Annotated in this window: 3 protein-coding genes and 1 pseudogene; 2 read left to right on the top strand and 2 right to left on the bottom strand. The window is 71.5% G+C overall.

The window, feature by feature from the left end; genetic code table 11:
- On the top strand, positions 1-1,049 hold a 1,049-nt coding region (locus E1266_RS36685), incomplete at its 5' end, for a helix-turn-helix transcriptional regulator (RefSeq protein ID WP_132055117.1).
- On the opposite strand, the gene E1266_RS36680 is transcribed toward E1266_RS36685, so the two are convergent.
- Positions 1,050-1,739: a dienelactone hydrolase family protein gene (locus tag E1266_RS36680; RefSeq protein WP_132055115.1), complete on the bottom strand. Its 690-nt coding sequence runs from the start codon at positions 1,737-1,739 to the stop codon at positions 1,050-1,052.
- 1 nt (position 1,740) lies between these two features.
- Positions 1,741-2,139: a PaaI family thioesterase gene (locus E1266_RS36675; protein WP_207946146.1), complete on the bottom strand. Its 399-nt coding sequence runs from the start codon at positions 2,137-2,139 to the stop codon at positions 1,741-1,743.
- Between the two features lie 7 nt (positions 2,140-2,146).
- Between E1266_RS36675 and E1266_RS36670 the strand changes: the two are divergent.
- Positions 2,147-2,782, top strand: a pseudogene (locus E1266_RS36670) (cytochrome P450); the annotation flags it as partial.

Genomic DNA, 2,782 nt, shown 5'->3' with positions numbered 1-2,782 from the left:
GCGTGGGGGACCGGGTGCGGGGTGCTCAGGTGGCGTTGATCATCGGGGCCGACGAGGCGGCGCTGGAGCTGGCGGCCGCGGAGGTGGCGTACTCCCGGCGCCATGGGCTGATCGGCGCGCTGCCGAACGTCCTGCAGACGCTGGCGCAGGCGCAGATCGCGGTCGGCCGGCACGCGGACGCGGAGGCCGCCGTCGCCGAGGCGATCGCGCTGGCCCGCGACACCGGCCGCCCCCATCGCGAGGGACGGCTCGGCGCCGTCCTGGCCCGGCCGGCGGCGATCGAGGGCGACGAGGCACGGCTCCGGGAGCTGATCGCCAAGACGCCCCCACCGGGCGACGGTCTCGCCGCGAGCGCGCTCGCACTGCTCGACCTCGGCCTAGGCCGCTACGACGACGCGCTACGCCGCCTCGAAGAGCTGGCCAACGGCCATCAGAGGCACAGCGCAGCCAGCGTCACCGCCATCCCGGACCAGGTCGAGGCGGCCGTGCGTTCCGGTCAGCTCGACCTCGCCCGCACGGTGTTCGCACGTTTCCGCACCTGGGCCGAGGCAGGGGGACAGACCTGGGCTCTCGCCGTGTCCCTGCGCTGCAAAGCCCTGCTGACGGACGACGAGGAACCGTACGCACGCGCCGTCCAGCTACACGAGCGGTCGACGCGGCCGTTCGAGCGGGCACGCACCGAACTCCTCTACGGCGAATGGCTACGGCGGGCACGCCGCCGCTCCGACGCCCGTACACCGCTCCGGTCCGCGGCGGAGATCTTCGAGCGCCTCCGCGCCGCCCCCTGGCTGGACCGCACGCGCGCCGAACTGCGGGCCACCGGTGAGTCCGGACCGGCCGTCCCCACGGCCCCGGACCTCCTGGACCGTCTCACCCCGCAAGAACTCCAGGTCGTCCGCCTCGCGGCGTCCGGAACGAGCAGCCGCGAGATAGCCGCCCAGCTCTTCCTGAGCCCGCGCACGGTCGAATACCACCTCTACAAGGCGTATCCCAAGCTCGGCATCTCGTCCCGCAAGGAGCTGGCCAACCTCGCCTTGGAGCCAGCCTGACTACGACAGGGTGCGCCCCAGGAAGTCCACGGTGAGGTGCCACGCTCGCTCTGCGGGTTCCGGCTGGTAGAACATCGGGGCCTTCCGGTTGTGGAACGCGTGCCCGCCGTCCTCCTGGACGTGGATCTCCATGCCGTCCCGTCCGTCCACCGCCTGCTCGACCTTGGCGACGTCCTCCCTGGGGATATAGGGGTCGTCGCCGCCGAAGTGGAACTGGACCGGCCCCCGAACCGCGTCGATCTTGTCCAGGGCGCCCGGCACACCCGAACCGTAGAACGACACCAGCGCATCGAGCTCGGTCTGGGCGGCCAGCAGGTACGCGAGCGTCCCGCCGAAGCAGAAGCCCAGCGCACCGACCTTCCCTACGCCCGGCAGCCCCCTCAGGACGGCCAGCGCCGCCGCCGCGTCGTCGACCCCCTTGTCCCAGTCGAACCGGGACACCATCGACACCCCCTGCGGAAGCGCCTCCTCGTCGTGCCGGACCGCCCACCCCGGCTCGATCCGCCAGAACATGTCGGGCGCCGCCACGACGTACCCGAGCGCCACCAGATCCTCGGCGACCGCCTCCATGTACTCGCCGACCCCGAAGATCTCCTGCACGAGCAGGACGCCCGGGCCCCCGCCCTCCGGCGCCCACACGTGCAGGCTGAACTCACCGTCCGGAACAACGACCTTCTCAGTACGCCTCATATCACCCGATGATCGCGTAAACGGCGCTCGCCCGCGCGACGGTCGCCGAATCCACCGTCATGTCGATCTCCGCGAACGCCAGCGTCCGCCCCAGCTTCGTCACCTCGACCCCGACCAGGACGTCCTTCCCGACCACGGGCCGCTGGAACGACGTGCTCAACTGCACCGTCGTCATGGGGACGAACCCGCCCTTCGCCCCCGAAACGGCAATGACCACCGCCGTGTCGGCAGCGGCCATCAACGCCTGCCCGGACAGCGCCCCGCCCTCCCGGGCCAACCTGTCGGACCACGGCAGCCGCAGCACCGCCGTCCCGTTCCCCACCTCCTCCACGACGAGCCCGAGGTCGAGCACCCAGGGCGCGAAATTGTCGCGCAGAATCTCCTCAGCCTTCACCGTCACACCCGACATGATGCACGCTGAGGGCATGCACGAGGAGATCTTCCTGCCGTCGACCTACACGACCGGGGTCCCGTACGAGACCTTCGGGAAGCTGCGCGCCGAATCCCCGGTCGCCTGGATCCCCGAACCCGCCGTCGGCCCCTGGCCGGCCGGCCCCGGCTACTGGGCGGTCTTCCGGCACGCCGACGTCAAGCACGTCCTGCGCTCCCCGGACCTGTTCTCCTCGAACCTCGGCGCCACCCAGATCCGCGACCCCGACACGCCCGAGGACCTCGCCTTCGTCCGCGCGATGATGCTCAACCAGGACCCACCCGACCACTCCCGCCTGCGCCGCATCGTCGCCGCCGCCTTCACCCCCCGCGCCGTCCGCGCCCTCGAGGACACGATCAGCGCCCGGGCCCGCACCTTGATCACCTCGGCCCTGAACGAGGACACCGACTTCGTCGAACTGGCGGCCGACCTCCCCGTCTGGACGCTGGCCCACATCATGGGCGTCCCCGACTCCGACCGCCGCCTCCTCTACGACTGGTCGTCCCGCGTCATCGGCTACCAGGACGACGAGTACGCCGGCCTCTCCACCGCCGACGCCGCCTCGATGAGCCCGATGGCCCGCGAAGCCGTGAAGTACCGCCCCACCCTCACC

It is taken from the genome of Actinomadura sp. 7K534 (assembly GCF_004348575.1).
Taxonomy (GTDB): Bacteria; Actinomycetota; Actinomycetes; order Streptosporangiales; family Streptosporangiaceae; genus Spirillospora; species Spirillospora livida.
The sequence above is the reverse complement of the archived record's forward strand: the minus strand, read 5'-3'. Positions and strand labels throughout refer to the sequence as shown.